We start from the raw sequence: 24,953 nt of genomic DNA, 5'->3' as shown, positions 1-24,953 counted from the left end.
GGGAACATTTCATGAAGAAAACGAAAATCATCTGCACCCTGGGACCGGCCACCGACAAAAAAGACCTGCTGGTGGATATGATCAAATCCGGCATGGACCTGGCCCGGTTCAACTTCTCCCATGGCTCTCACAGCGAATGTGAAGCCCGGCTGAACCTGCTGAAAGAAGCGGAAAAGGAAGCAGGCCGGCTGGTAGGGTATGTGGCGGATACCAAAGGGCCGGAAATGCGCCTGGGGCTGTTCAAGGGGGACAAGACCACCCTGGTGCCCGGCCACGAATTCACCCTGACCATCGACGATGTGGAAGGGACTGCGGAAAAGGCCCATGTGAACTATAAGGGCCTGCCGGAAGAAGTGAAGCGGGGGGACACCATCCTCCTGAACGACGGGAAACTGTCCCTGGAAGTCCAGTCCACCACCGACCGGGAAATCCACACCCTCGTGGTGAACGGCGGGGAAATCTCCTCCCGGAAACGGGTGGCCGTCCCCGGAGCCTTCCTGAAACTGCCCTTCCTGTCCGATGCGGATGTTTCCGACATTACCTTTGCGGCCCAGCACGGCATGACCTATGTGGCCGCCTCCTTTGTCCGGAATGCCCACGACGCCATGGAAATCCGCCGTCTTCTGGAAAGACTGGGGTCTCCCATGGGGATCATCGCCAAGATCGAAAACCAGGAAGGGGTGGACAACATCGACGAAATCCTCCAGGTGGTGGATGGAGTCATGGTGGCCCGTGGGGACCTGGGGGTGGAAATCCCCATGGAAGACGTGCCTATTGTCCAGAAGCAGATCATTGCCAAATGCAACGCCCTGGGCAAGCCGGTGGTCACTGCCACCCAGATGCTGGAAAGCATGATTACCAACTACCGGGCCACCCGGGCAGAAGCCAACGATATTGCCAACTCCATTTTTGACGGCACCGACGCCATTATGCTCAGCGGGGAAACCGCCTCCGGGGCTTATCCTCTGGAAGCCGTCCAGACCATGGCCCGGATCGCCAAACGGACGGAAGAAGCCATCGACTATGTAGGGGTGTTCCAGCACAAGGGCATCGGGGCCCAGGTCCAGATGACCGACGCCATCAGCCACGCCACCGTCCAGATTGCCCAGGAACTGGAAGCCAACGCCATCATGTCCATTACCGAAAGCGGCTACACCGCCCGTATGGTGGCCAAATACCGGCCCAAAGCCCATGTGCTGGGGGTTTCTCCCAAAGAGGAAAGCCTGCGGCGGATGAACCTGTACTGGGGCGTGACCCCCCTGAAAGGGGAAAACAAAGCCAGCACCGATGCCCTTATCGAAGCGTCCCTGAAGAACGCCTTGGATGCAGGGTTGATCAAGAAAGGGGATTCCCTGGTGGTCACCGCCGGCATGAACGTGGGCAAAGTGGGCAGCACCAACCTGATCCAGGTGGTCAATGTAGGCCAGAAGATCGTATCCGGCCAGGGCATCGGCAAGAAAGCCGCCAGCGGTATTGTCCTCCGGGTGGAAAAGAAAGCAGACCTGGACCAGTTCAAACCGGGCATGATCCTGGCCGTAGCCGCCCTGGAAAATGAAATGGGCACCTGTGCCGCCCAGGCCGGAGGTATCATCGCCGAAGAAGGCGGCTTCACCTCCCCGGCTGCCATCATCGGCATCAACTACGGCATCCCGGTGATCGTAGGAGCCAAAGGAGCCATGGAAGCCCTGGAAACCGGGGACCTGGTGACTTTGGATGTGACCACAGGGAGTGTGTATGCGGGGAAGATTAATGTGAAGTAAGCCCTGCGGTGCAGGGCTTACCAGTCGGAAGTCGGGAGTCTGAAGTCGGAAGCCTCAGGACAAATTTGCAGGCAAATTTTTTGAAGATGTCAACCAGTATCGTGGAGAGAAAGCAGACCTGGTTGCTACTAATATGGTCATCCAGGTCTGCATAACTCCCGATTATTCCAAAGAAAATGAATAAAGGGATGCAGCAGGAGTTACAATATGGAATATTTGCATAAAAAACTGATTGTATGGCAGAAAAGTATGCAGCTGGCCAATTGCATTTACGACGTTACAGAAACTTATCCATCAAAAGAAAACCTTGGCTTGATCAATCAGATGAGACGGGCAGCCGTTTCTATTCCCAGTAATATTGCAGAAGGAAGAGCACGCAGCAGTGACAAGGATTTTATTCGTTTTTTGCTGATTGCCAGAGGCTCCTGTGCTGAATTGGATACACAAATTCTGCTCAGTGAAGCCAGAGGGTATCTGACAAAGGAGAAAAGAGATAAAGTCTGCAGTCTGTGTGTTGAAGTAAGCAGATGCCTGACTGGATTAATTGAAAGTTTAAAACAAAAATAAAGGGGCTGTTGCACGTTCTGTGCAACAGCCCCTAGCTATAGAGCCGCGTAGCGGCTCAAGTCTGGAGTCTGAAGTCTGGAGCCGAATGAAAAATTTGCACGCAAATTTTTGAATATGCAGAACCCTTAGACGAAATGATCACTCAGATTGATTTCGATTCTGGTTTTATATAATCAAAAGGACCCGTCCAGCCAGGCGGGTCCTGTCCTGAGGCTTCCGACTTCAGACTTCTGACTTCCGACTACAGGGCTGTTGCACATATATTTTTTATGTGCAACAGCTCCTGTCCAGAAGCTCCCGACTATCGCTGTCTCCACCGATGCCATATCTCCGCACATCCCCAGGACAGCAGCAGCACTGCCAGATAGAACGCTTCCATGGGAACCCGCTGCATCCCAACGGTCCGGTTCAATACATATTCCAGCTGATCGATGAACACCGGGTGGATCAGGTAGATGATGAAAGAACGGTCGCTCATGCCCTTCAGGGCTTTTTTCAGAGGATAGCGGCCGCTTTGGATCACCATGCTGAAAAAGAGTATGGAAGCAATGGTGTAGACCAGCCCCGGCAGACTCAGCTGCTGAAGGTAGTTTACCGTGCTTTCATAGGGCATCTGCCATTTGAAGGTCCAGCGGTAAAAAAGCCAGGTGTTGAACCCGGCGCTGGCAGTAAAGAACGCCGTCAGCAGGGCCTTCCGCCCAGTGATCAGCTGCTGGAAGCTGTCATAATGCCGGGCAATCACTCCTCCCAGAATAAAGATGAACAGGTAGAAAAAAGGAAAATAGTTCAGCCGGTAATTGCACAGGTTCAGCAGGGCCGGGCTGGATGCGATCCAGTCCGGATAGGCCCAGAACCGGAAATTTCCCTCAAACAGTAGCACCTGGGCTGCAAACAGCACCGGCAGGGCCAGTTTCAGGCCGATTTTTTCCATTCCCCTCATCAGGGCCCGCCACAGAGGGAACAGCAGGTAGAACCAAATCAGGATCACCAGGAAATAGATGTGGTACTGGGCCGTGCCGAAGAACAGGGAAAACAGGATGTTGGAAGGATCCAGCACGCTCATGTCCCGGTTCAAAAAGGCGTAGTAGCACAGGTACAGCAGGGACGCCAGCAGATAGGGACGGCCGATGCTTTTCATCCGTTTCTTCACAAAGCTCCCATACCGGAGGGGCTGCTCCAGAGGCTTGCTGTAGAACAGCCCGTAGCCGGAGATGAAAAAGAAGGCCGGTACGCTGTAGCGGCTCAGGATGTTGGTGATGAGCACCAGAAAAGGAGAAGCTACGGCGTCGCTGACCGCCATGCTCCCCACATGGATGGCAATGACCCCCAGCATGCAGATGCCCCGGAGGTTGTCGAATACAAGATTGCGCTGTTTCACAGAAAGCTCCTTTGCAGGTTTACAGGAATATGGGGTACGCAGGATCGGTCCCTGCAGTATTGAAATGAATCTATCTTATCTATTATAATGACCGCCAACGGGATTCTCAACCCTCATTTTGTGAGCACTAGGGTTTTACATCTTCAAAGGAACCTGGCCAGGGGACAGGTTCTATCCAGAGGCTTCCGACTCCAGACTTCCGACTTCCGACTATTGAACACCGTCCGTCTTGCCTTTTTTCGTCCGGCTGATTACAATAAGTTCAGAATATCTGCACATACCCTGAAAGGAGCCAATTCCATGTCCCATTCTCTTCCTCTTCTGGTCCGGGGCGGTCTGCTGCTGGCCATTGGGGTGCTCAGTCAGCAGCTGCGGCTGGTGCTGCCTTTGCCGGTGCCGGTGATGACCCTGCTTATCGGAACCCTGGTGAACGCCACGCTGGTGCTGGCGGGCCGGTTCACCACCCGGGTGCTGGCCTGGACCATCTGCTGGGCGCTGGCCATAATCGCCTTTTTCCAGGGGCACATCTTGGGCCCGGTGGTGCCGGTGATCGCCCTGGGCAACGGCATGTACGTGGAACTGACCCGGGGAGCCGCCCGGGGGCCGGCCCTGTACCTGGGGGCCCCTCTGGGGAAGACCCTGGTCCTGGGCATCGGCATGGTGGGGGCTCTCCATCTGCTCCAGCTGCCCTGGGGGGCCGTTGCCAAAACCCTGGCCCTGTTCCTGCCCCTGCAATTGGCCACCGGGGTCCTGGGCCTGATGCTGGCCAAAGGGGTGGAACAGCGGCTCCAGCCCGTCCGGCCCCCGGTACAGCCCCGGACCAAAGCCCGGAACAGCCGGAAAAAAAGAAAAAAGTTATAGAAGATATTGTATGGAATGTAACAAAACTGTGGATTTTTTTCGGCGGCTGGTGTATAGTAGAGGATATTAACAAAGGGCCCTCCGGGCGGCCGGGGAAGGGCGGGCCTGCGGCACGCCCCTACGCCGTTGCAGGCGGTTGTTGGGACAGTTCGCCGATGGTCCGGCACCAACGCCTGTAGGGGCTCGCCAAAGGCAAGCCCGTCCCGGCCTCCCGGAGGGAAATCTGTTCCCAGCCAAACGCAGCAGCGTTTCTGGATTTAGCGGGCCTCCCAGCGTGAGGACCCTACGGTTTTTATACGCTCATAAGAACTTGGACGAAGGACAAGTTCTGTCCGGGGGCCTGAGACTCGAGGACCCGAGACCGGGGCTCCAGCCCCTTACAAAAGGAGTTCAATCATGCAAATCATAGTTGTAGGGTGCGGCAAAGTGGGGCGGAGCATCATTTCCCAGCTCACCCAGGAAGACAACAACGTGACCGTCATCGATACCAACCCCACCATCATCCGGAACATTTCCACCAATTACGATGTGATGGGAATCGTAGGCAACGGTTCCAGTTTCAACATCCTGGCCAAAGCCGACCTGGAACATACGGACATGCTCATTGCCGTCACCGAAAGCGACGAGGTGAACCTGCTTACCTGTGTCATTGCCAAACTGAACAACCACCAGTGCCACACCATCGCCCGGGTCCGCAGCCCCCATTATTCCGACGAACGCCACTACCTCCAGAAGGGACTGAACCTGTCCATGACCATCAATCCGGAAATGGAAGCCGCCAAGGAAATCTCCCGGCTGCTGAACTTTCCCTCCGCCATTGAGATCGTCAGCTTCGCCAAGGACCGGATCGACATGCTCCGGTTCCGGGTACCCCAGTCTTCCGTGCTCATCGGCCGGTCCCTGAAGGACATTGCCGACCTGACTGAGAACGTCCTGGTGTGCATCATCGAACGGAACAGCAACATCCTGGTCCCGGACGGGAACACGGTGATCCAGGAAGGGGACATCCTGACCATCATTGCCATGCCCCGGGATGCCCAGGCCTTCTTCAAGAAAATCGGCGTCCGCACCAACAAATGCAAAAACGTGATGATCGTAGGGGGCGGCCAGCTCAGCTATTACCTGGCCAAAATGCTTCTGAAGAGCCACACCGATGTGACCATCATCGAGCGGGATATGGCCCGGTGTGAAGAACTGGTGGAAGCCCTGCCCGGGGCCACCATCGACTGCGGGGACGGCACCGAAGAAGAACTGCTGAAGGAAGAGCATCTGGAAAGCATGGACGGCTTCGTGGCCTGCACCGGCATGGACGAAGTGAACGCCATCCTGTCTCTGTATGCCATGAAGCATGTGACCAAGAAAGTGGTTACCAAGGTGAACCATGTGGACTTCGGGGACGTGATCGAAGGGCTCCAGCTGGACAGCATCGTCAACCCCAAACAGCTTACCGCCCAGCAGATCGTCCAGTATGTCCGGGCTGCCGGCAACAGCATGGAATCCAACGTGGAAACCCTGTATCGGCTCATGAACGGACGGGTGGAGGCCCTGGAATTCCTCCTGGACAAAAAATCTCCCCTGATTGGGCCCAAACTGGCGGAAATGAAGATCAAGAAGAATGTGCTGATCGCCGGCATCGTCCGGGAAGGGAAGCTGATCATTCCCGGTGGCCAGGACGCCTTCCAGGTGGGGGATACGGTGATCGTGGTCACCACCCATCTGGGCTTCCACGATATGGAAAACATCCTGGAATAAAGGAGACGGAGCTGTATGAATTATCCTGTGATCGGGCAGGTGCTCAGCTGGATCCTCTGTACCGAGGGGGCCCTGATGCTGCTGCCCTGCATCATTTCCCTCGTTTATCGGGAAGACCAGGGAATGATCTATTTCGCCCTGGCCATCCTGGCCATTGCCCTGGGGTACCTTACCGGCCGGCGGAAGGTGAAAAACAAGGCCATCTACCAGCGGGAAGGGTTCGTGGCCGTGGGCCTGTCCTGGGTCCTCCTGAGCCTCTACGGAGCCATTCCCTTTGTGCTCACCGGAGAGATCCCCTGCTATGTGGATGCAGTGTTTGAAATCGTTTCCGGGTTCACCACCACCGGATCCTCCATCCTCAGCGATGTGGAGGCCCTGTCCCATACCTCCCTGTTCTGGCGGAGCTTTTCCCACTGGATCGGGGGCATGGGGGTGCTGGTGTTCATCCTGATGCTGATCCCCACAAATAGAGGCGGCACCCAGATGAACCTGATGAAGGCGGAAAGCCCGGGCCCGGACGTGTCCAAATTCGTGCCCCGGGTGCGGAACACCGCCATTGTGCTCTACAAGATCTACCTGGGCATGACCCTTATTATGATCGCCCTGCTGGCCCTTACCGGCATGAACTGGTTCCACAACCTGTGCATCACCTTCGGCACCGCCGGCACCGGGGGCTTCGGCATCATCAATGACAGCTGCGCCAGCTACACCCCCATCCAGCAGTGGATCATCACCCTGTTCATGATCGCCTTCGGGGTGAACTTCGGCTTCTATTATCTGTTCCTGATCACCCGCTTCAAGGAAGCCTTTGCCATGGAAGAAGTCCGGGCTTACCTTGGCATCATCCTGGCCTCCGGCCTGGCCATTGCCTGGCAGATCCGGGACCGGTTCGAGACCCTGGAGGAAGCCCTCCGGGCCGCCTTCTTCCAGGTGGGGAGCATCATGACCACCACCGGCTACAGCAGCGTGGATTTCGACCTGTGGCCCAGCTTCTCCAAATGCATCCTGGTCCTTTTGATGATTGTGGGGGCCTGCGCCGGCAGCACCGGCGGCGGGGTGAAGGTAAGCCGGGTGGTGCTCACCTGCAAATCCATCTTCCTGGAACTGGGCCAGGTGCTCCATCCCCATGGGGTCCAGCGGATGCGTATGGACGGGAAGACCGTGGACAGCAAAATGCTCAATTCCATCTACATCTTCCTTACCACCTATTTCCTGATCTTCTTTCTGTCCGTACTGGCCGTCAGCCTGGACGGGTTCAATTTTGAGACCAACTTCACCGCCGTGGCCGCCACCTTGAATAACATCGGTCCCGGCCTGGCCGGAGTAGGCCCCACCCGGAACTTCTATGCATACAGCCACTTGTCCAAACTGATCCTGATCTTTGACATGCTGGCCGGCAGACTGGAACTGCTGCCCATGCTGATCCTGTTCTATCCCAGGACCTGGACGAAAAATTAAGGGTCTGCTGCAGGGCAGCAGACCTGTAACGAGGTATCAACCATGTTCGATCTTCACTCTCACATCCTGTACAACATCCCCGGGGACGACGGTTCCCGGGACCTTTCCATGTCCCTGGCCATGCTGCGCCAGGCGGCGGAGGCGGGGACCGGGGAGCTTTTTGCCACCCCCCATTTCCACCGCCGGGGCATCTGCCCGGACTGGGATACCATCACGGAACGGCTGTCCCAGCTCCAGCAGGCTGCGGACGAGGCCCGGATCCCCATCCGCCTCCACCCGGGGGCTGAGGTGAGCCTGGATGCAGACACCCTCAACTACCTTCCCGGGCCCGGGGAAAGCAAAGCCTACTGCCTGGCCGGCACCGCCTACCTTCTGGTGGAACTGCTGCCCACCGCCGCTCCCCTGGAAACCTGGAACCTGCTGTACCAGCTCCAGCTCCGTGGCTATCTGCCCATCCTGGCCCATCCGGAACGGTACCGGCACATCATGTCCCATCCCGATGCGGTCCGCCAGTGGGTGGAGAAGGGGATCCTGCTCCAGAGCAACTGGGGCAGTTTTACCGGGGATTTCGGAGAATCCGCCCTCCGCAGCGTCCATTGGCTCTTGGACCGGGGGATGATCCACTTCCTGGGCAGCGATGCCCATCGGACCGACTGGCGGAATCCCGACACCCGGAAGGCCCGGGAAGCCGTCCTTGCCTTGGCCGGGGGGACGGATTTCCTGGCCTCCTGCGATGGCCACAGCCGGCTCCTGACCCAGGGGAAGGTGTTCTACCCCGACCCGCCTCACGAGCCCCCACGGAAAAAACGGGGGTTCTGGGCAAAAATTTTTGGCTGAATCCTATTCAGGGAGGATTTTTACCCACTGTTTTTTGTACAATAAAAGCAGATGGAAAACTTCCCCTCCCTGGTGAAAAAAGCAACAAAATACACCTAAAAATCATCAATTCTCGATTAAAATTCACCTGGTTTTCAAATCTGTCAAATTTGAGTTGCAGACGGTCCATTCTTTTGCTATACTACTATATATCTCATTATACGGAAGTATATGGTATATTGGACAGTTGCCTGTAAAGGAAGAACAAATGCGGTCTTCCGTCAACAGAATAAAGAACTTGCGAACAACTTTTCGGGGGGGGTACAGGCGTTTATCTGTGCCCCTCTTGCTTTGTGACAAAATAGAATGATTTTCCTGTACAAATATTGGTATTTACAGAAATACTTTTCTGCAAGAAACCAACGACTCCAAGGAGGCTCCATGAAGAAGAAAATCCTGGCCATGGCTTTTGCCCTGGCTTCTCTTGCCCTTCCTGCCGGGGCGGAAGAATACACTCTGCGCCCGGGGGATCAGCTGAATATCGTCGTCGTTCAGGAGCAGGACATCAGCTCCAATCTCCAGAATTCCCAGGAGACACCCTACACCGTCCGTCCTGACGGCACCGTTTCCTTTCCTCTGGTGGGGGAAATCAACGCCAGCGGCATGACCGTGGACCAGTTCACCCAATATCTCCGGAACGGCCTTTCCCGGTACTATGTGGAACCGGACGTAACCGTGAACATCGTGAAACTGGGGGGCATCCGGGTCCATGTATTTGGAGAAGTGAAGAAGCCCGGCACCTATGAACTTACCAAGAGCCACACCATTATGGACGCTCTGGGGGCTTCCGGGGGCTTCACCTGGGATGCGGCCAAGAAGAAGGTGTTCCTGATCCACCAGGACGACACCAACAAGGCCATCAAGATCAACCTGAACAATATGCTGAAAACCGGCAACCTGAAGGACAACCTGGTCCTGAAGGAAGGGGACATCCTGTATCTCACCAAGAACGGCCGGATCGACTTTGCCCGGGATATTGCTCCGTTCCTCAGCGGTGCTTACATGATTTCGGAAATCAAGGACAACAACGATTAAAAGGAGAAACCATCTTGAACGAACAGGAAATCGATTTGCGGGAACTGTGGCAGATCGTCCGGACCAACCAGAAAACCATCGCCAAGATTACTGGCGGGTTCCTGGGCCTGGCCGTGGCCTATCTGCTCATTGTCCCCAATACCTACCAATCCACCGCCCTGCTGCGGATCAAACAGGAAAAAGGCCTGTCCAGTTCCATTATGGAACAGCTGCCCATGGGCAACGCCCAGCTCACCAAACAGCAGATGAACACCCATGCGGAAATCCTCAAAAGCCGCCATGTGGTGATCCCGGTGATCGAACAGACCGAAGAGGAAAAAGACGGCAAGTATCCCCGGTACGAGGACTATGTGAAAGCTCACATCATCACCAAGCCCTACAAGGATACGGAAATCCTGGAAGTGGACGTAACCGGCAAGACCCCGGAACAGGCCCAGGAAGCCAACCAGCTGCTGGTCCAGGGGTTCCTGGACCGGCTGACGGAGCTGTCCCATGCGGAATCCGCCGCCACCCGGGAATTTTTGGAACAACGGGTGAAATCTTCCAAAAAAGAGCTGGATGATGCGGAAACCAAACTGAAAAACTACCAGGTGAAGCACAAGATCTTCTCCACCGACAACCAGATGAAGAGCCTGGCGGAACGGATCACCGACCTGGACAAAGTCAAGGCCCAGAACAAACTGGATATGGAAACCGCCCAGGCCGCCCTGGGGTCCATCAACGACCAGCTGTCCGGAGCCGGGGCCTCCCTGGCCGACAGCCCTTCCATCCAGCAGGCCAAGAACAAGCTGGTGGATCTGGAAACCCAAAAGGCCGGTTACACCGGAAAATACACCAGCGAGAACCCTAAAATGAAGGAAATCAACCGGCAGATCGGGGCCGCCCGCTACAGTCTCCGCCGGGAGATCCAGGCCATCATCGCCCAGAAGGCGCCCTCTTCCAGCACCGTCCAGCAGAAGCTCCTCAGTGACAAATTCACCAACGAAGCCCTGATCGCCGTGGCCCAGGGGAAGAATTCCGCCATCGACCAGCTGGAAAAGAAGAACGCTGACGAAATCGCCAAGCTGCCCCAGACCCAGCAGGGTTACCTGCAGGTGAAACGGGATGCGGACGTAGCCCAGGAAATCTACGTGATGCTGGCCAAACGGCTGGAAGAAGCCAAAGTGGCGGAAGTGATGGTGCCTACCGAAGTCCAGGTGGTGGACGAAGCCACCCTGCCGGACAAACCCATCAAACCCCGGAAGCTGCTGACCCTGGTGCTGGCCCTGTTCCTGGGTCTCTTTGGAGGCACCGGCTTTACCATTGCCCGGACCCTGCTGAACCGGAAAATCCGTACTGCTGCTGACGTGGAACAGTATCTGGAACTGCCCGTCCTGGGGGTGATCCCGGAAGCGGGAGACCATAAACAGCCGGAAGAAGAAGGATTCTGGGCCGGCCTGCGGAGGAAATTATGGAAGAAATAAAACTCATTGTGGAAATTGACCCCAAGTCTCCCATTGCGGAAACCTACCGGGCCATCCGGACCAACCTCCAGTTTGCAGGAGCCGGTCAGGACCTGAAATACATCTGCTTCACCTCCAGCGTCCCTGGGGAAGGGAAGTCCACCACCATTTCCAATATGGCCCTGACCCTGGCCCAGGACGGGAAAAAAGTCCTCCTGGTGGACTGCGACCTGCGGAAGCCGGTCCAGCACAAGAACTTCGGGGTCATCAACCAGGGGGTCACCAACTGCCTGGCCCAGGGAGTCCCCTTTGCCCAGGTGGTCCATCCGGAAGTGTTCCCCAACCTGGATCTTTTGACCAGCGGCCCGGTGCCGCCCAATCCCTCCGAGCTTATCGGATCGGAAAAAATGGAACAGCTGCTGGACCAGGCGGGCAAAGCCTATGACTATGTGCTCATCGACCTGCCCCCGGTGCTGGCCGTTACCGACGCCGCTCTGTTGGGGAACCTGGCCGACGGCGTGGTTCTGGTGGTCCGTTCCGGCATGGTGGCTCCCGAAGAAGTCCAGGAAGCCAAAAAACGGCTCCAGGCCGGCAAAGCCAACATCCTGGGGGTAGTCTTAAACGGCGTTCCCCAGCAGCACAAAGGCTACGGATACGGCTATTACTATTACGATTATTACGATGAGAACCATGTGAAGCATCACAAGAAAAAGGCAAAAGAGTAAAGAGGGGCCGTAGGGGCCGCAGGCCCGCCCCACGACAAACGATGAACGATGAACGAACAGGAGGTCAACCATGAACCGTTTCATGACCACATCCATGCACAAAAAAATACAACAGGAACTTCTCAACGGCTTCAACATCCTGCTGGTCACCGGGGCCTTCTGGCTCTGCTGGTCCTACTTCTATGCCAGCCAGATCACCCATCCCTTCTACTACGTAGGCAACCTGATCATGGTGTTCCTGTTCGGCCTGTTCTACTACTTTACATCCCATCTGTACAACGGCTACAGCCTGCCCATCAGCCGCATTTACGAGCTGGTGTACAGCCAGGCCCTGGCCGCCCTGATCAGCGACGGTATCCTGTATCTCATCACCATCCTGATCAACCGGCACTACATCAGCTTCTTCCCCTTTGTGCCCACCTTCCTGCTCCAGTTCTTCCTGATCACCCTGTGGACCGTGGCGGCCCACCAGTGGTACTTCCGGGAGTTCCCGCCCAAAAAGACCGTGGTGATCCTGGGCCAGGGCCAGAACGTGAACAAACTGGTGAAGCAGTATGGCATGGACGTCCATTTCGATGTCCAGTCCGTAGTCCCGGTGGAGGAATGCCTGAAGGATATCCCCGGCACCATCGGACAGGCTGAAGTGGTGTTCTGCTGCGGCCTCCACAGCCACAACCGGAACCTGGTGACCAAATACTGCGTGGCTCACAAAATCGGCACCTATGTAATTCCCCGGATCGGGGACGTGATCATGGACAGCGCCAAAAAAGTCCATCTGTTCCATCTGCCCATGATGGCCGTCCAGCGGTACAACCCGTCCCCCGAATTCCTTTTCTTCAAACGCCTTTACGACATCGTCCTGTCCCTGGTGGCCCTGGTACTCTTTGCGCCCATTATGGCCGCCGTGGCCGTGGCCATCAAAATGACCGACGGAGGCGACATCTTCTACCGCCAGGCCCGTCTCACCAAAGACGGCAAAGTCTTCCAGGTGCTGAAATTCCGCAGCATGCGCATGGATGCTGAAAAAGACGGGGTAGCCCGGCTCAGCACCGGCGAAAACGACCCCCGGGTCACCAAAGTGGGCCGCTTCATTAGGGCCGTCCGCTTCGACGAACTGCCCCAGCTGCTGAACATCCTGAAAGGCGACATGGCCATCGTGGGGCCCCGGCCCGAACGACCGGAAATCTCCGCCCAGTACGCCAAAGCCATGCCCGAATGGAACCTGCGGCTCCAGGCCAAATGCGGCCTCACAGGCTACGCCCAGGTCTACGGCCAGTACAACACCACCCCCTATGACAAACTCCTCCTGGACCTGATGTACATCGCCAAACCCAGTTTGTTCGAAGACTTCAAGATCATCTTCGCCACCGTGAAGATCCTGTTCATGAAGGACAGCACCGAAGGAGTGGCAGAAGGACAGGTGACGGCGGAAGTGAAGCCGGTGCATGTGCGGGAGAGAATGAATGGTTAAGCAACAATTAATCTTTCATCGTAAGAAATAGAGGAGAAGAAAAGTGAAAGTTGCCTATGTAATCACGCTTCCTGATTTAGGCGGAGCACAAAGCCATGTTTATGAGTTAATGAAAAATATGCGGGCTATGTATCAGGTGATTCCTGTTCTTGTGACAGGAAAACAGGGGTGGCTGACGGAACAGGCACAGAATCTTGGCATAGAAACACATATTATCCCAGATATAGTACGAGAGATTTCACCAACTCATGACTGGAAAGCTAATAAGGAACTTCAAAATCTTTTTTGCCATATTCGCCCTGATCTGGTTCACTGTCATTCCAGCAAAGCCGGGATTTTAGGGCGCTGGGCAGCAAGACAGTGTGGTATTCCTTCTGTTTTTACGGCACATGGATGGGCTTTTACAGACGGTGTTCCGGAAACAAAAAGAAAAATTTACCGGCTGATCGAAAAAATAGCTGGAAAATGGTGCAAAAAAATTATCTGTGTTTCAGAGTATGATAAGAATCTTGCCTTACGAGAAATACCTCAACTAAAGGATAAGTTGGTTACAGTTCATAATTGTATACCAGATACGGCTTTTCAAAAGAACTGGAAAGAATTTGATGATGAAAAAGAAATGGCTCTTGAAATTGTGACTGTAGCAAGGTTTTCCCCCCAAAAAAAAATCCTGGAAACTTTAAACGTTGTCAATAACGCAGTTTGCCAAGGAATTAAATTGCATTTGACTTTTATTGGGGACGGACCTTTGTTTGCTCAAGCGGTATCACAGACGAAAAAGATGGGCATAGAAAACTATGTTACCTTTTTAGGGGCCAGAACAGATGTAGAAAAACTTTTACCCAATTATGATTTATTTCTTCTTTTGAGTAATTGGGAAGGATTTCCTATCAGCATCATAGAAGCAATGAGAGCAGGGCTGCCTGTAATGGCTTCTGATGTAGGGGGAGTTAGAGAAGCGGTTTCTGATGGCAGAAATGGATGGCTGATTCCTAGAGATGATCATCGTGTTTTGAATCTATTAAATCAAATAGCAGAAAATCCTTCATATCTAAAAAAAATGGCATTGAATGCTCGTAAACATTACGAACAGGACTTCATGATTAAAAATATGACAGATCAAATATTTTCGGTTTACCAGTCCATTATAAAATAAAGCCAAAAGGGTCATGCAAAAAAGAAAGGGAGTGAATTCATGGCAGTCTATGCGATTTTATTGATATGGATCCTGATATGTTCCCAAATTGAATCTAAAAATCTTTTATGGGGTGGGAAAAAAATCCTTTCTGGACGGGCTCTTTGTCTCTTTCTTGCTTTTATCCCTGTATGGTTCGTAATGGCATTTCGTGCTTTAAGTGTAGGAACTGATACGTATGCCAATGCAAGCTATTTTATATCGGCTGCCGGAGCTCCCTCTCTTTCATATCTTCTGCAAGATGGTTTCTGGAAAGTTGGAATAAACCTACTTTCATATTTTTTAGGTTTTTTTCATGATAGGATGGAGATGTACGTTTTATACACTTCTACCATTGTTTCTCTGGGCTTTGCTTTTTTTATTTATAAAACATCTGTAAAAGTCTGGCTTTCCACCTTTCTTTTTTTGACGTTAAATTTGTATTTTATGTCTTTTAATATAAGCCGTCAATTTGTCGGGATTGTTCTTGCCATCAATGCTTTTGTCCTGATTTATAAAAATGCAAAAAGCATCATGGGATGGGGACTATTTTTCTTTGCAATATGGATTCATAATTCGTTAGCTTCATTTTTTCCGGCAGTTTTGGGCTTATGGCTTGTTAAACACTGTCGAACCTATACTAAACTTTATTTAATTTCATTATTTAGTGCGCTGATGCTTTCAGTTGGTTTGCTAGAAGTAGCAAATATTTTCAGTACGTTTTTTCCGCATTATGCAATATACACACAGGGAATTTCTGGAGATAATCTTCTGGAAAATACTGGTGGCGGGAAAATAATAGTTGCTTATATGGCGCTTGGTTTAGTATTACTTATTCATTTTATCAAGAAAAAAATGCAGCATAAGACTGTTGAAAATACGATATTCGACGCTTTTATCCCAGGAGCAGTTTTTTGTGTTGTTTTGGGCATTGGATCCGCAACCAATACTATGATAAATCGAATTACGTTGCCGTATGAATGTTTTTTTATCAGTTTAATCCCATATGTGCAAAATACTTTAAAACTGAAAACAAAATTGTTCTTCTCAATTTTTTTGATTTTGGGAATGAGCGCATATTATTTTCTTTGGGCTTATAGTAATTTGGGAGATGTTTTACCTTATAAAACGTGGTTATTTTAAAATCTTTATGAGTAGGGTGAATACAAATGCTGTTTTCTATTGTTGTTCCTATATATGGAGTAGCACAATTTCTTCCCCAATGTATTGAAAGCATACTGGGACAAAATTATAAAAATTTTGAGTTGATTCTTGTTGATGATGGATCTAAAGATCAATCGGGAAAAATCTGTAATATATATGCTAATAAAGATTCTAGAATTAAAGTTATTCATAAATCCAATGGCGGATTAGTCAGTGCACGCAAAGCCGGAGCTGCTCTTGCTAGTGGAGCCTATATTCTTCCAGTGGATGGAGACGATTGGATTGCTCCTGGCTTATTAGCGGCATTGACAGAGGTAATAGCACAAAACGATGATGTTGAAATGATTTGCTATGGAATGTATCAAGGAAATTCTGAGGGAAAATATGAAAGCAAGCAATTGGATTATGAACCTGGGATATACAGAATTTCTGATATTCAACAAAAAATTTATCCAGCATTAATAAAGGGCTCAAATGGCAAAAGATTTCCTCCTAATTTGTGGGGAAAAGCCATGAAAAGAGAAGCTTATCAATTCTATCAAATGACAGTTCCAGATTGTCTTTCTCTGGGCGAAGATGCAGCAGTTTCCTACCCCTTCATTAGTCAAGCTAATACAATTTATATAATGCCGGAATGCTTTTATTATTATCGTTGGAATGCTCAATCAATGACGAAATCCAGGAAAAAAGGTTTTGATTGGAATGCTTTGCGTTTATTAGAAAAGGTATGGAATGAAAATTTAAGTTATGGATATGACTTTTCGATGCAAATCAATCGCTATATGTGTCATGATTTGTTTAATGTGGCAAAATCCCATTTGCAAACGAATGGAGAATTTTCAAGAATACGGAAAGATATAATTGAAGAATTGAATAAACCCGACTTCCAGTCCTATATAAATCATGCACATTTTGATATGTTTTGTTTAGAGCAAATTCCTCGAATCTTATTGAAATATCGCTTAATTCGAGCAATGAAAATTATTTCTCATTACATTTAAATTATTTAGGAAAATATGAATGTGATATGCTATGTTTAATAATGGCAGCATTCGATTTCTATCTTATTTAAAGTTTAATTCAAGCTACAGACAATTCCAACGAGTATATATATCTTCTAAAATATTAAGATCCCCACCAAAGTAAAAACGGAATGAGATGGCCTCTACTGAATACATTATTGAAGTCAATTTATGTATGAAATCGTGGTAATTTGTTATGCTATGAAGAAAATAATCAAGCTATATCCATACTATAATCAACTATGATAAAGCTGTTAAGGGATGAAAACACTGGCTTAAGGCCGAGTGGGATAATGGCATTGATAATTCGGTTCACTAAGCGAAAGAACAGGTAAATCAATGACCTCGTAAACCATGCCGAATATTCTGTTAACACTGGCCGATTAGCAGGGTACAACAATAAGAGCAAGGCAAGTGGATATAAAAACGACCAATACAATACTTTTTTAGATTAATTTAGTAATTATTTCTACCTATTGCTTTATTTTGTATCCCTCAAAAATGTGTGAAAGAACATAAATTTTATTTGAGAGACTGTTCAATAGAGAAGGAGTAAAAATTGTTTAAGAATAAACTCACTTCAAATATTGTGCACTTATATTTTTTAAGTACAGCACAAATGATATTTCCCTTACTAACTTTTCCATATTTAACACACTGTTTGTCAGTAGATGCTTATGGCATTGTTACATATATTAAAGCAGTCAATACATACTTGCAAATTTTTGTCGATTTTGGCTTTGGATTATCTGCCGTAAAAGATATTGCACAAAGTAATGGAGATAAAAAACGTATTGGAGTTATCACAGGAAATGTTATTGTTGCCAAACTAATTTTAGCTGGAATAGCTTTTTGCCTATTCATTTTCTTTTGCAATATAATTCCAATCCTTCAGCAGAATAAGTTATATTCATTATTATCATTTGCTGCTGTGGTATGTTCTATCTTTTTATTAGATTTCTTTTTTAGAGGGATAGAAGAAATGCAGCTGATATCTCTTCGGTTTGTTATTATGAAGGGAATATCAACAGCTATAACATTTTTAATGGTTAAAGGTGATCAAGATATATTATGGATTCCCTTGTTAGACATCATCAGTTCATGTATAGCCATAATTTTTGTTGGTTATGAAGTAAAAAAATATAATCTCGTTCTGAGAGTTTCTTCTTTTAGGGATATCATTGAAACAATTAAGAATTCGTTTATTTATTTTTTATCGAATATGGCTACTACTGCCTTTAATATCTTAAACACGATGCTTATAGGTATATATATACCGAGTTCGAAAGATATAGCGTATTGGAGTGTTGCAATGACAATGGTTGGCGCAGCCCAGGCATTGTATAATCCTGTTATCAGTGGTGCTTATCCGCAAATGGCTAAAAAACCTTCCTATCGTGTTATTTTAAAATTACTAAAGGTCTTTATGCCATTAGTTGTATGTGGGTGTGTCTTTACTTTCTTTTTCGCTTCTCGTATTATTAACATCATAAATGGACCTAATTATGAAACTGCTGCCTATTTATTGAAATTATTGATTCCTGTACTTTTTTTTGGTTTTCCAGCGATGCTATTTGGGTGGCCAGCTTTAGGTGCCATAAATGAAGCTTCAAGGGTTACCTTTTCGACTATTGCTTCGAGTCTGATTCAGATAATCGGTCTTGTATTGCTGATTATTTTTCATAATTTTACATTGACAGCAGTTGCTTGGCTGCGTGGATTTACAGAGTTTACTCTTTTTTTAATACGATTTTGCTTTTTCATTTTATATAAAGATAAATTTTATGGCTGAATAGAGGAAAAAGAAAATGGATCAAACAGAATTAAGAAAACTTCAATTGATTGAACTTGATATGTTAAAAGAAATACACCGAGTATGTCAAAAAAATAAAATCAAGTATTGGCTTACAGGTGGAACTTTGATTGGAGCAATACGTCATAAAGGGTTTATTCCTTGGGATGACGATGTTGATATTGCTATGATGCGAGAAGATTATAATCGATTTTTAAAAATAGCACCAAAAGAATTGAAAAAAGGATTTCATCTGCAAAATTGGGAATATGAGCCAAATTTTGGACAGCCATATACTAAAATTAGAAAAGATAATACGCTATTGGTTGAAGCAGGTTCACAAGAGGCAAATATCCATCATGGGATTTTTGTCGATATATTTGCGTATGATAAATTCCCTGTTAATAAGCTAGATCTTATTAAGGTTAAATTTTCAATGCAGATTTTGCTGCGAATGCTTATAGCAAAAAGTGGATTAACCCCCTGGAAAGAAGTTAATAGAATCAATTTATTTTCATGGGTTCGTTACCTTCCATTTAGATTCATGGCTAAATTTTTTGATTTTAATTATATGAAAAAAGTGTATAGAAAATATGTACAGAGTTCGAATAAAACTGATTCTAAGTTGATATTTAATTCTTGCGAAACTTATGATGAAAATCATCCTATTCCTGAAGCCTATGTGAAACAGGTTATCTTACATCAATTTGAAGATGCCGAATTTTATATTCCAGCAGAATACGATAAACTCCTGAGAAATTTTTATGGTGATTATATGCAGCTCCCACCGCTGGAACAACGGGAGGGCCATCATGATATTGTAGAATTAAAATTAGGATAGGAGGGAAAATAAGTATGCTTCGTTTTGGAACTGTCAGCTATAATATTTATGCCAATTTTACAAACTATGGATCAGCTTTGCAAAGCTGGGCATTGCACCAGGCTATAAACTTAATTGGCAAAAATAAATGGCACGCAGTACTGGTTGATTACTGTCCTGAAGTTTTGAAAGATAAAAATCCATTAATGCCTTTTGGGAATCTATGGGATAAAGATGAAGAATCCAGAAGGATGTGTGAGTTAAGCTTACCTGCAATCCAGGTCAATTATAAAAAGTTTCAAGATTTTTATACGAATCGATTCAATCGGACCAGGGAGAAATATACGGCAGAAAATTTTGATGATATCATGGAAAACGAACAACTTAATGGATTTGTTTGCGGAAGTGATACGATTTTTTGTATTGATGAATTTGACTTTGATGATGGTTACTATGCAAATTACCCTTGCATGAAAAATGGATATTCGGTTGCTTATGCAGCTAGTTTTGGCGATTCTCATTTTAAAGAAGCCGATTATGACATATTAAATCAAAGAATCAAAAACTTCAAGGCAATTGGGTTAAGAGAGCAAGAGATGGTGCCATATATCAGGAAACATACAGATGTTGCTGTACAAAGAGTGCTTGATCCTACGCTGTTGTTGCCAGTAAAAGTCTATGATGAAAAATTAACAGTTCCCAGGTTGATAAAAGATAAATATATTTTGTATTATTCCAGACGCTATAACCCGAAAATGGAAAGCTATGTTGAAAAAATGGCCCAGGAACATCACTGGAAAATAGTTGAAATTAGTTTGAGAGCTGTAAATGCTAAGAAACACCAAATGTTTTATGAAGCGGGTGTAGAAGAGTTTCTGTCTTTGGTTAAAAATGCTGAATTTGTCATTACCAATTCATATCATGGTATGATCTTTAGTATTCAATACAAACGGCCTTTTGCTATTTTTTCTCGGGAACAGTGTGATACGAAGAATAAAGAACTGTTACAGCTTTTAGGGTTATATGATCGATTGAATTCGTACGACCGAGATTTAGTAGAAGTACCTATAGATTATGATAAGGTTCATTCCATTATTGAATCGGAGAGAGAAGAATCATTAGAATTTCTTAAGAAGGAAATTGAAGGATTTTCGAACTGACTAAGGAGAAAAATGAAAGGGTATCTTCAGACAGGAAATAAATCCCAGTGCTTTGGCTGTGAAGCATGTGCACAAATTTGTCCAGTGAATGCAATTCAAATGCAGGAAGATGATGAGAAATTTCGCTATCCGAGCATTGATGAGTCTATATGTATTCATTGCGGGAAGTGTTTAAAAGTATGTCCTGTGGAACAGTTGCCACCGTTTTATCAGGATTCCCAATATACATTTGGTGGATATTATAATAGTTGGGATGTTAGAAATCAGAGTACTTCTGGTGGAGCGTTTACGGCAATCCTGGAAAGCTGGTTTGAAGATGATTCCGTGATTTTTGGAGCTGTTGCGCAAGGATTGTACGTTTATCATACAGCTGTCAATAAATTAGATAATGCAAGTATTTTTAGAAAATCGAAGTATTTGCAGAGCAGAATAGGTGATAGTTATAAGAAAGCAGAACAATTTTTAAAAGAAGGTAAAAAAGTCCTGTTTTCAGGAACACCCTGTCAGATTGCTGGATTACGAACATTTCTCAAAGATAAAGAGTGTAGCAAATTACTAACAATAGAGGTTATCTGCGAAGGTGTTCCCAGTCCACTGTTCATGGAGAGTAAGAATAATTATTTCAAAAAGAAGTACCATGCTGCAATCAAATCAATCGATTATAGAGATACCGATGTAAAATGGAACCGGAGTCTTTTTAAGGGGAAATGGGATTTTCAAGTGATGTCTGTAATACTTGAAAATGGCAAGACGATAAAACAGGATCGTTGGTTTAATCCTTTCTGGAAACTGTGGTTGAGCCATTTAATGAGTCGGCCTTCCTGCTATCAGTGCCCATTTACCAGGCCTCAAAGAGGTGCTGATATTACCTTGGGGGATTTGTGGGGTGTACATTTATATTGTCCGGAATTATATGGAGACAATGGAGGAGCTTCTTTGATTGTTTGCAACACACAAAAGGGCAAGGATGTATTCGATAAGGCAAAGAAAAAAATGTATGGACACAGCTTAGATTTTTCTACGGCATTAAAATATCAGAGCCCTATGAGAAAATGTATTGAATCCAATCCCAAGAGAGAAGAATTCATGTCCGATTTGAAATCGTTGTCCTATGAGCAATTATGTGATAAATGGTATTCGGGTCCTTCCCTGAAATTGCTTTGGCAAAAATATATATGGGGAAATAGGCAAAAGATTCTGGTGTGGAATATATTCCATGGTCAAAAGAAAGAGGGTAAATAAATCATGTTGAACTTTACTGTCGGTCCTGTACAAGCAAATCAGAATGTATGCGAGATTGGTGCGGAGCAGGTACCCTATTTTAGAACAGCTGAATTTTCTCAAATCATGTTGGAGAATGAGCAGTACATGAAAAAATTTTCCAAAGCAGCCGATGATGCCCGAGTCGTGTTTATTACGGGATCTGGAACGGCAGCAATGGAAGCAACAGTAATGAATACTTTGTCAGATAAGGATAAAGTCCTCGTTGTGAATGGTGGTAGTTTTGGCCATCGGTTTGTTCTGCTTTGTGAACGGCATCATATTCCTCATACTGAAATCAAATTAAATATTGGGCAGGCATTAAGAGAAGAAATGCTTAAACCTTTTAGTGGGAAAGGTTATACGGCATTTTTAGTTAATATAGACGAAACCTCTACAGGTACTCTGTATGATATGAGTATGATTAGTAAATTCTGCAAAGAAAACAATCTCTTTCTGATTGCAGATTCTATCAGTTCTTTTCTGGCAGATCCTTTTGATATGGAGAAACTTCATGTGGATGTGATGATTACAGGTTCACAAAAGGCATTGGCCTGCCCTCCAGGTATTTCTATTATTGTATTGTCTTCTCGAGCTGTAAAACGAGTGGAAGAAATAGAGTGCCCATGTATGTATTTTGATTTAAAAGATGCATTGAAAAACGCTGAACGAGGGCAGACTCCTTTTACACCTGCAGTAGGCATTCTTCGCCAGATTCATGCTCGCCTTCAGGAAATTGACCAGAATGGTGGAGTAGAGGCAGAACAAAAACGAATTGCAGCTCTAGCCCATTATTTTAGAGAACGAATCAAAGATCTTCCTTTTGAATTTGTATCTGAATCTATGTCTAATGCAGTAACGCCTTTACATCCTGTTACGGCGTCTGCCAATGATATTTTTTTAAGATTAAAAGATGAATATCATATTTGGATCTGTCCCAATGGAGGAGAATTAAAAGATCGTATTTTCCGTGTAGGACATTTAGGGGCTCTGACCAAGAAGGATTATGATACGTTAATTGCTGCTTTTGAAGATTTGCAGAAAAGAAATTTGATCTAAAATAGAGAGGAAATTCTATTGTGAAAACAGTTATAACCTATGGAACGTATGATTTACTTCATTATGGCCATATACGGTTATTAGAACGAGCTAAGGCGTTAGGAGATTATCTTATTGTAGGGGTTACCTCAGATGACTACGATAAGACGCGAGGAAAAATCAACAACAAGCAATCTCTCATGGAACGCATGGCTGCTGTAAAGGCAACTGGCTTAGCTGATAAAATCATCGTAGAAGAATATGAAGGCCAGAAGATTGATGATATCAAACGGTATGGTGTTGATGTTTTTACTGTTGGCTCTGATTGGAAAGGGAAATTTGATTATTTAAAGCAATATTGTGATGTTATTTATCTTCCCAGAACGGAAGGTATTTCTAGTTCACAGCTGCGTGCTAAGGAAAACGAACTATCTATTGGTATTATGGGGCAAACTTCTTTTTGGTGGAAATTTGTCAATGAATGCAAATTTGTCAATGGACTCTATTTCGGCGGAATTTGTACGGAGCGTAACCAGTTTGATAGCATCCAAAAACAGGCGGCAGACAAAAATTTAGAAATTCCTTTTTTGACAGATCAATATGATGATTTTCTTGATAAGGTAGATGCAGTATATATCATTTCCAAGCCGGAGCAGCACTATGAGCAAATAAAAAAAGCATTGAATAAGAAGAAAAACGTACTCTGTGAGGCTCCAATCACGGAATCTGTAAAAGATACGCAGGAATTGTTTTCTCTTGCTGAAAAGCAGGGTTGTATCCTGATGGAAGCTATTAAGACTGCGTATGCTACAGCATACGAACGTGTTTTATTAGTAGCTCAAAGCGGTCGTATTGGTAGAATCGTTTCTATAGACGCGACCTGTACCAGTTTGAAGGATGGTATGGGTGAACCTGGCGCAAAGTTGAACTGGCACTGGAATAGTATGGAAGCATGGGGCCCAACAGCAATGCTTCCGGTATTTCAGTTACTGGGAACGGATTATTCCCAGAAATTGATTGTTTCCCATTACTTAGACGAAGCAAAAAAATATGATGGATATACCAAGATAAACTTCCTCTACCCTCATGCTACGGCTACTGTACAGGTAGCTAAGGCTGCAAAATCTGAAGGTGAATTAATAATCACTGGTGAAAAAGGATATATTTATGTTCCTGCTCCCTGGTGGAAAACTGATTATTTTGAAGTGCGATATGAAAATCCCCAGGATAATCTGCGGTACTTTTATCAATTAGATGGTGAAGGGATTCGATACGAAGTTGTTGCTTTTGTAAGATCTATTGAAACGAAGAAAAATGGTACCTATATTGACGAAAAAGTTTCGTTAGCCATTTCAAAGGTTATAGAAGATTGCAAAATGCATAAGGATGTTGTAGAGATTTAAAAGAAGCAGCCTGGGATAGAAATATTCCGGGCTGTTTTTTTGAAAAGGTTCCAACGATTTTTATTCAGAGCGTAATGAAACGAATCAAAGCCAAAGGAGCCCAAATCATCATCTATGAACCCACCCTAGAAGAGGGGACGACCTTCTTCGGCAGCGTAGTGGTCAAATGATTTGGCGAAATTCAAGGCCGCAAGCAATAGTATTATTGCCAATCGGTATGATCCATTGTTTGGATGATGTGAAGGAGAAGGTTTATACCAGGGATTTGTTTGGGAGAGATTGAGGAAAAGGGAATGCCACCGCTGGGATGAGCGGTGGCGGTTTTCGTTTTGAAACAGGGACTATGACAAGATATAAGTTTTATTACAGTTTTTTCCATATGGCTAATTTTAACTATGATATAATATTACTGTAGCGTAATAATTTGGCCATAGTGTTAGAGCCCGTCTGAAATCGCCAAATAGAGCCCAGCTGAATTAGCCAAATTCAGCCCAATTGAAATCGCCATTCTTAAATATGTGGTACGATCAACAACTTAGAATACACTTCGGCCTAGGGCTTAAATCTTAGGCATAGTTGCTGAAATTGGTTCTTTGGGTTTGTTTGCCTGGACTGTATACGTCTCAAGCATTTGCCCGCGGTAGCTGTTTCCTTTAATCATATAGACCACAGCATCATCGAAAATGCGGTCCAAGGAACACAACAGGGCATCATCTTCGTTAAAACATTCCCGCCACTCAGAGGGTGTTTTGTTGCTTGTAAAGATCATGTTGTAATAACCACCCTTGTTGTATC

21 protein-coding genes and 1 pseudogene are annotated in these 24,953 nt (G+C 46.8%); 20 read left to right on the top strand and 2 right to left on the bottom strand.

Going from position 1 to position 24,953, the window contains the following annotated elements:
- Positions 1–11 precede the first annotated feature (11 nt).
- Entirely contained in the window at positions 12–1,760 is a 1,749-nt protein-coding gene (gene pyk, locus FX155_RS10290) for a pyruvate kinase (RefSeq protein WP_022487062.1), read from the top strand.
- Positions 1,761–1,967: 207 nt separating this feature from the next.
- Positions 1,968–2,327, top strand: a complete 360-nt coding sequence (locus tag FX155_RS10285; RefSeq protein ID WP_154488622.1) for a four helix bundle protein — start codon at positions 1,968–1,970, stop codon at positions 2,325–2,327.
- A gap of 301 nt (positions 2,328–2,628) precedes the next feature.
- Here FX155_RS10285 and FX155_RS10280 read toward each other — a convergent pair whose 3' ends face one another.
- Positions 2,629–3,705, bottom strand: coding sequence for an acyltransferase (locus tag FX155_RS10280; RefSeq protein WP_326831139.1), 1,077 nt, complete (start codon positions 3,703–3,705; stop codon positions 2,629–2,631).
- Positions 3,706–4,005: 300 nt separating this feature from the next.
- Between FX155_RS10280 and FX155_RS10275 the strand changes: the two genes are divergently transcribed.
- From FX155_RS10275 to FX155_RS11760, 18 genes and pseudogenes are all read left to right on the top strand, one after another.
- Positions 4,006–4,566, top strand: coding sequence for a hypothetical protein (locus FX155_RS10275; RefSeq protein WP_154488621.1), 561 nt, complete (start codon positions 4,006–4,008; stop codon positions 4,564–4,566).
- Between the two features lie 396 nt (positions 4,567–4,962).
- Positions 4,963–6,318: a Trk system potassium transporter TrkA gene (gene trkA, locus FX155_RS10270; protein ID WP_154488620.1), complete on the top strand. Its 1,356-nt coding sequence runs from the start codon at positions 4,963–4,965 to the stop codon at positions 6,316–6,318.
- 15 nt (positions 6,319–6,333) lie between these two features.
- Complete coding sequence (locus FX155_RS10265; RefSeq protein ID WP_154488619.1) at positions 6,334–7,776, top strand: TrkH family potassium uptake protein; 1,443 nt, start codon at positions 6,334–6,336, stop codon at positions 7,774–7,776.
- Positions 7,777–7,818: 42 nt separating this feature from the next.
- Positions 7,819–8,613, top strand: a complete 795-nt coding sequence (locus FX155_RS10260) for a tyrosine-protein phosphatase (protein ID WP_154488618.1) — start codon at positions 7,819–7,821, stop codon at positions 8,611–8,613.
- Between the two features lie 420 nt (positions 8,614–9,033).
- On the top strand, positions 9,034–9,687 hold the full coding sequence (locus FX155_RS10255; protein ID WP_154488617.1) for a polysaccharide biosynthesis/export family protein: 654 nt from the start codon (positions 9,034–9,036) through the stop codon (positions 9,685–9,687).
- 14 nt (positions 9,688–9,701) lie between these two features.
- Positions 9,702–11,150: a GumC family protein gene (locus FX155_RS10250; RefSeq protein ID WP_154488616.1), complete on the top strand. Its 1,449-nt coding sequence runs from the start codon at positions 9,702–9,704 to the stop codon at positions 11,148–11,150.
- Positions 11,138–11,854, top strand: a complete 717-nt coding sequence (locus tag FX155_RS10245) for a CpsD/CapB family tyrosine-protein kinase (RefSeq protein ID WP_154488615.1) — start codon at positions 11,138–11,140, stop codon at positions 11,852–11,854. The genes FX155_RS10250 and FX155_RS10245 overlap by 13 nt, the downstream gene beginning before the upstream one ends.
- Before the next feature lie 70 nt (positions 11,855–11,924).
- Entirely contained in the window at positions 11,925–13,325 is a 1,401-nt protein-coding gene (locus FX155_RS10240; RefSeq protein ID WP_154488614.1) for a sugar transferase, read from the top strand.
- A 43-nt stretch (positions 13,326–13,368) separates the two neighbouring features.
- On the top strand, positions 13,369–14,481 hold the full coding sequence (locus FX155_RS11705) for a glycosyltransferase family 4 protein (RefSeq protein ID WP_154488613.1): 1,113 nt from the start codon (positions 13,369–13,371) through the stop codon (positions 14,479–14,481).
- Between the two features lie 39 nt (positions 14,482–14,520).
- Positions 14,521–15,642 carry an EpsG family protein gene (locus FX155_RS10230; RefSeq protein ID WP_154488612.1) on the top strand — a complete coding sequence of 374 codons (1,122 nt, stop codon included), beginning with the start codon at positions 14,521–14,523 and terminating at the stop codon, positions 15,640–15,642.
- A gap of 26 nt (positions 15,643–15,668) precedes the next feature.
- On the top strand, positions 15,669–16,664 hold the full coding sequence (locus FX155_RS10225; RefSeq protein WP_154488611.1) for a glycosyltransferase family 2 protein: 996 nt from the start codon (positions 15,669–15,671) through the stop codon (positions 16,662–16,664).
- A 580-nt stretch (positions 16,665–17,244) separates the two neighbouring features.
- On the top strand, positions 17,245–18,477 hold the full coding sequence (locus FX155_RS10220) for an oligosaccharide flippase family protein (RefSeq protein WP_154488610.1): 1,233 nt from the start codon (positions 17,245–17,247) through the stop codon (positions 18,475–18,477).
- Positions 18,478–18,493: 16 nt separating this feature from the next.
- Positions 18,494–19,318, top strand: coding sequence for a LicD family protein (locus FX155_RS10215; protein WP_154488609.1), 825 nt, complete (start codon positions 18,494–18,496; stop codon positions 19,316–19,318).
- Positions 19,319–19,332: 14 nt separating this feature from the next.
- Complete coding sequence (locus FX155_RS10210) at positions 19,333–20,457, top strand: polysaccharide pyruvyl transferase family protein (protein WP_229778525.1); 1,125 nt, start codon at positions 19,333–19,335, stop codon at positions 20,455–20,457.
- Positions 20,458–20,469: 12 nt separating this feature from the next.
- On the top strand, positions 20,470–21,699 hold the full coding sequence (locus tag FX155_RS10205) for a Coenzyme F420 hydrogenase/dehydrogenase, beta subunit C-terminal domain (protein WP_154488608.1): 1,230 nt from the start codon (positions 20,470–20,472) through the stop codon (positions 21,697–21,699).
- Positions 21,700–21,702: 3 nt separating this feature from the next.
- On the top strand, positions 21,703–22,776 hold the full coding sequence (locus FX155_RS10200; RefSeq protein WP_154488607.1) for a pyridoxal-phosphate-dependent aminotransferase family protein: 1,074 nt from the start codon (positions 21,703–21,705) through the stop codon (positions 22,774–22,776).
- A 20-nt stretch (positions 22,777–22,796) separates the two neighbouring features.
- Positions 22,797–24,158, top strand: a complete 1,362-nt coding sequence (locus FX155_RS10195; RefSeq protein WP_326831138.1) for a Gfo/Idh/MocA family oxidoreductase — start codon at positions 22,797–22,799, stop codon at positions 24,156–24,158.
- A gap of 62 nt (positions 24,159–24,220) precedes the next feature.
- Positions 24,221–24,441, top strand: a pseudogene (locus FX155_RS11760) (UDP-glucose 6-dehydrogenase); the annotation flags it as partial.
- 276 nt (positions 24,442–24,717) lie between these two features.
- Here the strand turns inward: FX155_RS11760 and FX155_RS11585 are convergent.
- The coding region (locus tag FX155_RS11585) for an ATP-binding protein (RefSeq protein WP_229778524.1) at positions 24,718–24,953 on the bottom strand (236 nt) is incomplete at its 5' end.

It is taken from the genome of Acidaminococcus fermentans, assembly GCF_009696675.1.
Lineage (GTDB): Bacteria > Bacillota > Negativicutes > Acidaminococcales > Acidaminococcaceae > Acidaminococcus.
Note: the sequence above shows the minus strand (reverse complement) of the source record. Positions and strands in the feature narration are given on the sequence as shown.